Here is a 6,394-nt window from a genome sequence, read left to right on the forward strand (position 1 = left end):
CGCCGAGATCGAACGCGAATTCGAACGGCTGTTGCTCGCTACCAGGCAGATCAGGGCGCTCGAGTCACAGCAGCAGCAGGAGGTTCGCAGCGGTCCACAAATATATATCGAGGCGCTAATCGTCGAACTGTCGGCGACGACAAACGCGAACCTCGGCATCCAGTGGCAGGGGGTGCTGCTGTCGCATGGCGGAAACAACGGTCTCTACGGCAACTCCAACTTCAATTCCAACGGCAGCCAGGGCATCGTGAACCTGACTGCGCAGGGGGCGATCATCGCGAACGACCCGGCCGCAGCGCTCGCGACGAAGGGCACGGACCTGCTGGACAACGGCCTGAACGTAGGCCTCCTGCACCGCTTCGGCGACGTGTTCGGTCTCGGTGCCCTGTTGCAGGCGCTATCGCAGTCGAGCGACGCGAACGTCCTATCGACACCTAACCTCATCGCGCTCAATAACGAAGAGGCGAAGATCGTCGTGGGCTCGAACGTGCGTGTAGTGACCGGTTCATACGCCACGCCGACCGCGAATGCTGGAACGTCCGTGACCGCATTCAACACGTTCGATCGACAGGATGTCGGGATCGTGTTGCACGTGAAGCCGCAGATCACCGACGGGGGCACCATAAAGCTGCAAATCTTATTCGGAAGCTTCGTCCGTCGATTCGGCCTCGACGAACAATCAGGGCGGCGTGACGATCAGCAAGCGCTCGGTGCAGTCGACGGTGCTGGCCGATGATGGCGAGATCATCGTGCTCGGCGGGCCTGATAGAAGATAATTGCGTGAACGGCAACAGCAAGGTGCCGCTGCTAGGCGACGTGCCGTGGATCGGCCATCTGTTCCGTTCGGAGCAGAAGAGCCGCGAAAAGACGAATCTGATGATATTCCTGCGTCCGGTCATCATCGACGATCGCGATAAGGCGCAGGCTGTCACGTCGAACCGCTACGACTATATTCAAGGTGTGCAGGGCGCGTATCGTCAGGACAACAACCTGATGAAGGACGACGACGACCCGGTCGTGCCGCAGAAGCCGGTAGGCCCAAGTCAGGGCGGGTCAATCCTGAATCTGTTCGATCTCGACAAGATGCGTCGCCAGTGGATCGATGTCTTGATTGTCATGTTGGGATGCCCCTATGCGGTTCATCAAGCGTTAGGGGCTGACTTGTGTTCGGAAAAGGTCCCGTCGCATGGCGAACAGGACGTCGTAGCGTCGCCGTGCCAGTGCAATGAGCGCTTGGTTTTGTCGCATGGACTGCTGGACTTTGCGTGCGTAGAGAGGCCGTGAGATAGGTCTCAAAGACCACGACGGTCGATTGAAGCAAGTCGCCGAGCACGTTGTTGCAGCGCTTGGACGGTTGCTCGGCTCGGATAGATGAGCCTGAAAGCCAGGGAACTGGTGCGACGCCAGCGTAGGTCGCCACGTGACCTGCCGAATTGAAGGGTTAGTGCAAGGCCTCGGTGAGGGTCTGGCGGCGGTTCTGCCTCCGACTCCCGGCATTTTGGTCAGGACTGGCAAAAGAAGTGGTAACAACCAACTGCTTAACATCGGCGGCGATTTCGTCGCGTTGTTACGGAACTAGTCCGTTGACCCGGATGAATTGCACCGGATTCGCCGCGATGGATTGGAGTACTTTCAATGGAAGCGCCTGCTTGTTGAATTGGCCTATGTAACGCATGAGCTTTTTGTCGAGATCCATGGTGCTGGTGACTGCTCGGGGCTCTGATGCCACCCCTATTGTTGACGTGCCTGTTCGATACACGGCTAGCTGCATCGTGCATCCGGATATCGCGGGTTGTGTTATTGCAACATGCAGCGAACGGGAAGGTGTTTTGGTCCACAAACGAAGTTTGACTCCATGCATTCGATTTCACCCATTAGCTCGGCGCGTTGCAATCTCGGAATCAGCTCTTCGAACAGAATCCGCATCTCCATGTGCGCGAGATGTTGACCAAGGCATACGTGGGCGCCGACACCGAATGCGATATGTGGGTTTGGTCTGCGATCAATATTGAATGTGAATGGCGAAGGGAAGACTTCCTCATCGCGATTCGCCGAGCCATAGCACAACATCAGCCAATCTCCCTTGCAAATTTTGCGGCCTCGGATGTTAGTATCCGCAGTCGCCGTACGCATGAAATGATGAACCGGTGATGCGAATCGAAGACATTCATCGATAAACTTTGGAATGAGCAATCGATTTGCCTGAAGCTGTGGTAGCAACTCCGTAAAGCGGCACAACGCCCACATTGCGACCGACGTGGACGACGACACTGTATGATGCCCTGCGGCAGCGATAATCACATAATAGCCGAGGCGGGTTACGTCATCGATAGGCTGCCCATTGATGACCGCGTTGGCTAGCAAACTCGCGACGTCATTGCGCGGGTCCTTCCGGCGGGCTTCGTTCAAGCTTTCAAAGTATTCTCTGAAGTCGTCTACTACAGACAGGAGCACCTTGCCCGTCGCACTGCTCGCGTCGCCTGGGCGCTGCGTCTCGCGTGTGTATTCGGCGTCCTCACTCCCGAACATCTCGTAAGTCAGTGCAAGTATGCGAGGGAAATCCTCCTGAGGGACACCGAGAATATCCATGATTACGTTCAGTGGGTACTGCGACGCGAATGCACCTGAAAAATCGATAACCTCCCCGTTGTGTTGCTGTAGCTTCACGACCATCGTACGTGCTAGCGATCTAATACGGTCTTCAAGCTGGAGAATACTGTTCGGCATGAACCAGGATTGAGTCAGCGCGCGTAGACTTTTGTGTTCTTCGCCGTCGATATGCACGAGCGATCGAACAATGTTCGGCGAACCGGTGGCGGACATAATATGCTCTATCGATGCTTTAGGTCGACACACGACAGAATAATCTCCATTGTGAAATAGAGTATTGTTCCGTGAGATCATAGAGACGTCGGCGTGTTTGGTAACCACCCAAAACGGGTCATGCCCGTCAGCAGTTGCTCTCCCGACAGGGTTGTTTGCGCGTGCCCAAGTGTAGATTTCATGGAGACCATCGATGTCCGTGTGGGACTTCGGATCGACGATTCGATTCGATACTTCTTTTGGGAGGTCGTATTTTTGCATTCTGATGAATTCCAGGTGAGGTTTGTTAGTGGACGCACGGGCACCCAACAGGCATCTACGCGCGCGAGCGATGATCCAGTCGTTGACGTAGAGATCCTCTTTCAGTCTATGTTTGCCGATCGATTGAACTTTGTCGTAGACGTGGGCTCCCACGCGAGTGGTGCTTAGTGTGGTGATTTCCGTCTGGCGCGTTCAATCATAGTATTATAATTTTTCAAGTAGTACTTATTCAAGATCAACATTTTTCGTTGATTCGATGATATTGCGGATAGACGGCGGAACGTATTCAAATTAATGCATGAGTCGTAGCAACCTGTCGAAGTTCAAGGGCAGAAATTGGTGTGATGGTTTTGGCCAATTTAACCAATGAGAGGCAACGCGGCCAGGATGTTGATCAGATTACAAAGATCCGTTGTGCATCGAAAGTTGGGGGCGGGACTCGCCAACGTTGGCCGTGTCAGCCAGGTGATTTGGATGATTGGGATCGGCGCTGTGAGTCGTCGCATCCCGGCATGTTTAGCCTCTAGTCAGAACTTTTGACGGATCGCGGCGCGAGCAAGGATCTGGCGATTGCTGGATGAATCGCCCAAATTGGCGATTCTGGCAAGAGCGGGGGCTCCAAGGGACGATGTTCCAGATGCTTGTTGCCAACCGATTCCAAAATAGACGTCGGTGCGCGTGGATAGAAAGTAGTCTGTTGAAATCGTTACCTGGTTGAAGTGCTGGTTTCCGAGTATGCGTCCCGCAACGTCTGGAATGCCATTCGACAGCAAGTAGTCGTATGATGCAGCGACTGTCCACGCTGGGCTAAAGCGATACATTATTCCGACATCGAAGTTGTTGAATATAACTGTTCCGTACAGATGAGACAGGCCGAGATTTGCGTATTGAACATTGGAGAACGATGCTGCCACGATGGCCTGGCCGATCGTGTAGTTGGATCCTACGACTACCGACTGGTACGCTCGGGAAGAGGCATATCCACCGTTGATAGCACCTTGAAGAGTAGAGATCCCATTCAAATAGGCAGTGAAAAACCCTGTGCCTGGCGCTGCGGTTGGGTTCTTAAAATACTCGAATGCTGCCCCCAGTTTCAATGGTCCGTTTGCGTAACCTGCGCCTACAGAATAACCACTGGTAGATGTGAAGTTACCGGGAACACCACCCAAACTGTACTCAATTCCGAAGCTCGCGCCGTAGATGTCAGGGATCATGTATCGGACAGAATTATTCAGTCGAACAGTGTTGGACGCATTGTCCAGATCCCCTGGGTGTCCCGCAGGTGCGCCTCCGACCAGCGCTTCGGCAGTGAGCGGCTCGGGAAAGTAGAAGATCATGTCGTATTGCCGTCCAAATGTCAGGCCGCCCCAGTTGTCGCTTTTGATACCGATGAAGGCTTGACGACCAAATGGCAGGCCGCCCTGACCAGCCTGACCTTGATTTAGGTTTATGCCTGACTCAAGTGTGAAAGTCGCATGTAGAGTGCTGCCGAGGTCCTCGTCACCGGTCATGCCCCATCGACTTCCTATGAGACCGCTAAGCGAGTCAAGCGAAATTCTCTTGCCATCAGCAACGTTGCTTTGGTACATGATGCCTTCGTCGAGAACGCCATACAGATTCACAGTACTTTGTGCTTGAGCCAAGGATGACGCACCAAATACGGCTACAGATATCGACCTTTCCCAACGACGCATAATTTGATTTCCCAAAGGAGCGCATGAGTGACAAGCTCTTGTTTCACTCGACGACGTCGTTATGCACGGCGCTGCGACGTGTTGCCACGATTGCGCCGAAGCTCGTTCGTTCCAATAAAGCGCTGCAGCAGAAAAAGCCGTTGTATCGTTGATATGTGCATTTGCTTTTGCATTTTTTTGGAGAGCGTATCGGTGCAACTTAGGCTTTACCGTGTGACGCCCGAGACGTCATACGGCGTGATCGCGAAATCGCTTCATATTTCCAGAGCACCAATCGTGCCGACTTAGATTAGTCGGCTCAAGGAGCCATCAGGCACAGTGCGACGCTGTCAGGCGGATTGGTATCCAATGTAGGTTGTTGTGCGGACCGCCGACGTGCGACAGTCGTCGTTTCGTTTGTAAGCATTCTGTCAATACGCGACAATTGACATGGGCTGAGGGACCGTCTATTTGCACCAGAGCGCTTTAAGAGATCGCGACGGAGAATGGTGTGATTCTGCGGCCGGCAGTGTCCTTGACTAGACGTGTAAAAGTGGGCTTCTCACTAGGCGCCCTGAACAATTCGTCTCGCGAGCGCGGCCGTCATGCGGCGAAGACTACCGGTGCTGCGGGTTGACATACCGAAGGCAGCAGGTGTGGAGACGAGGTCGTCGTGTATTCTCACGATTCGGACCGCTACCGTACTGCTCGACGCTCTCCAGGCTACATCAAGGTCAGGGCGGCCAGTGGAAATGTTTGCACTGGACCGCATGAAGAAAACTGCTGCCCCACACAGTTTGTTCTGGCTGAACTACATATTAATTATTTTGATGTTAATTGTCTTGCGTCTCTCCTACCCACGAGGCAAACTTCTACCTCGCGCGGGCAGTGGGCGGTAACCAAGTGGGCTCACCAACTGTTGAAAGATTGATTCAGAGTAGTGAGCGGCACGTCTTACATCAGTAGGATCAGGTATGGTCGTTGAGTCACTAGCTGCTCAGGAATGGTTGGACACCTTGCTGATGTTACGCGGTGCATCACAACGCGTTTCCAATATCTCCTTCGTAAATTTATATGGCAGAGCTCGCAAAAATTACCGGTGACACCCTTGGTGCTGTGCAAATTTGGGGGGTTCCATGGAGAAGGCAACGTAAGGGACGTCGCGGCGGCTCTTGAGGAGATCGCTGCGGGGCTAAAGGGCGACGGCCATACAATTCACGTGATGTCGGGCACCCACGGCTGTTGCGTGGGGCAAGTCGGTGCTGTCGCAACGCGCGAGCAAAGGTTTTCGGAAGAAGATCGGGCTCTTGCCGCCCCGTGACGGCAGACAACAAGGCCATTGTTGTGGCTGTCCACGACGGTTCTGGTGAAAATAGGTAAGCAGGTTGAGAAAGTTCATATACGTAGGAAGGCTTATCGATCAAACAGGACCGCATTCGGCTCTGTCAGGTTGATGGAGAGGGGGCGGTAGAAATGACGTAATGAAGAAGGCAAAACCGCTTTATCACGGCCACCGCTTCCCTGCCGTCGTCATCAGCTGCGCGGTTCGCTGGTATTTCCGGTTCAGCCTGAGCCTGCGCGACGTCGAGGCGTTGCTGCTTGAGCGTGGTGTTGTGGTCACGTATGAGACGATCCGT

At 53.9% G+C, this 6,394-nt stretch carries 3 protein-coding genes and 3 pseudogenes; 3 read left to right on the forward strand and 3 right to left on the reverse strand.

Annotation, left to right across the window (positions count from 1 at the left end; genetic code table 11):
• Positions 1–97: 97 nt before the first annotated feature.
• Positions 98–1,095: pseudogene (locus VSR72_RS41605) on the forward strand (type II secretion system protein GspD); the annotation flags it as partial.
• A 47-nt stretch (positions 1,096–1,142) separates the two neighbouring features.
• On the opposite strand, the pseudogene VSR72_RS41610 reads toward VSR72_RS41605, so the two are convergent.
• The 3 genes and pseudogenes from VSR72_RS41610 to VSR72_RS41620 all read right to left on the reverse strand — a co-directional run.
• Positions 1,143–1,567: pseudogene (locus tag VSR72_RS41610) on the reverse strand (transposase); the annotation flags it as partial.
• A 230-nt stretch (positions 1,568–1,797) separates the two neighbouring features.
• Positions 1,798–3,090, reverse strand: a complete 1,293-nt coding sequence (locus VSR72_RS41615) for a cytochrome P450 (RefSeq protein WP_342958007.1) — start codon at positions 3,088–3,090, stop codon at positions 1,798–1,800.
• Positions 3,091–3,611: 521 nt separating this feature from the next.
• The gene (locus tag VSR72_RS41620; protein ID WP_342958004.1) at positions 3,612–4,778 is read right to left on the reverse strand and encodes a porin; all 1,167 of its coding nucleotides are present in this window, start codon (positions 4,776–4,778) and stop codon (positions 3,612–3,614) included.
• A 23-nt stretch (positions 4,779–4,801) separates the two neighbouring features.
• Here VSR72_RS41620 and VSR72_RS41625 point away from each other — a divergent pair, with 23 nt between their 5' ends.
• Complete coding sequence (locus tag VSR72_RS41625) at positions 4,802–4,930, forward strand: hypothetical protein (protein WP_342958005.1); 129 nt, start codon at positions 4,802–4,804, stop codon at positions 4,928–4,930.
• Positions 4,931–6,238: 1,308 nt separating this feature from the next.
• Positions 6,239–6,394 (forward strand): annotated as a pseudogene (locus VSR72_RS41630) (IS6 family transposase); the annotation flags it as partial.

This window comes from Paraburkholderia sp. JHI869, assembly GCF_038900775.1.
Classification (GTDB): Bacteria; Pseudomonadota; Gammaproteobacteria; order Burkholderiales; family Burkholderiaceae; genus Paraburkholderia.

Excerpts from the sequence above, each read along its gene's own strand:
- VSR72_RS41625 (WP_342958005.1), top strand. The coding sequence starts at position 4,802 with ATGAGTGACAAGCTCTTGTTTCACTCGACGACGTCGTTATGCACGGCG.
- VSR72_RS41620 (WP_342958004.1), bottom strand. The coding sequence starts at position 4,778 with ATGCGTCGTTGGGAAAGGTCGATATCTGTAGCCGTATTTGGTGCGTCA.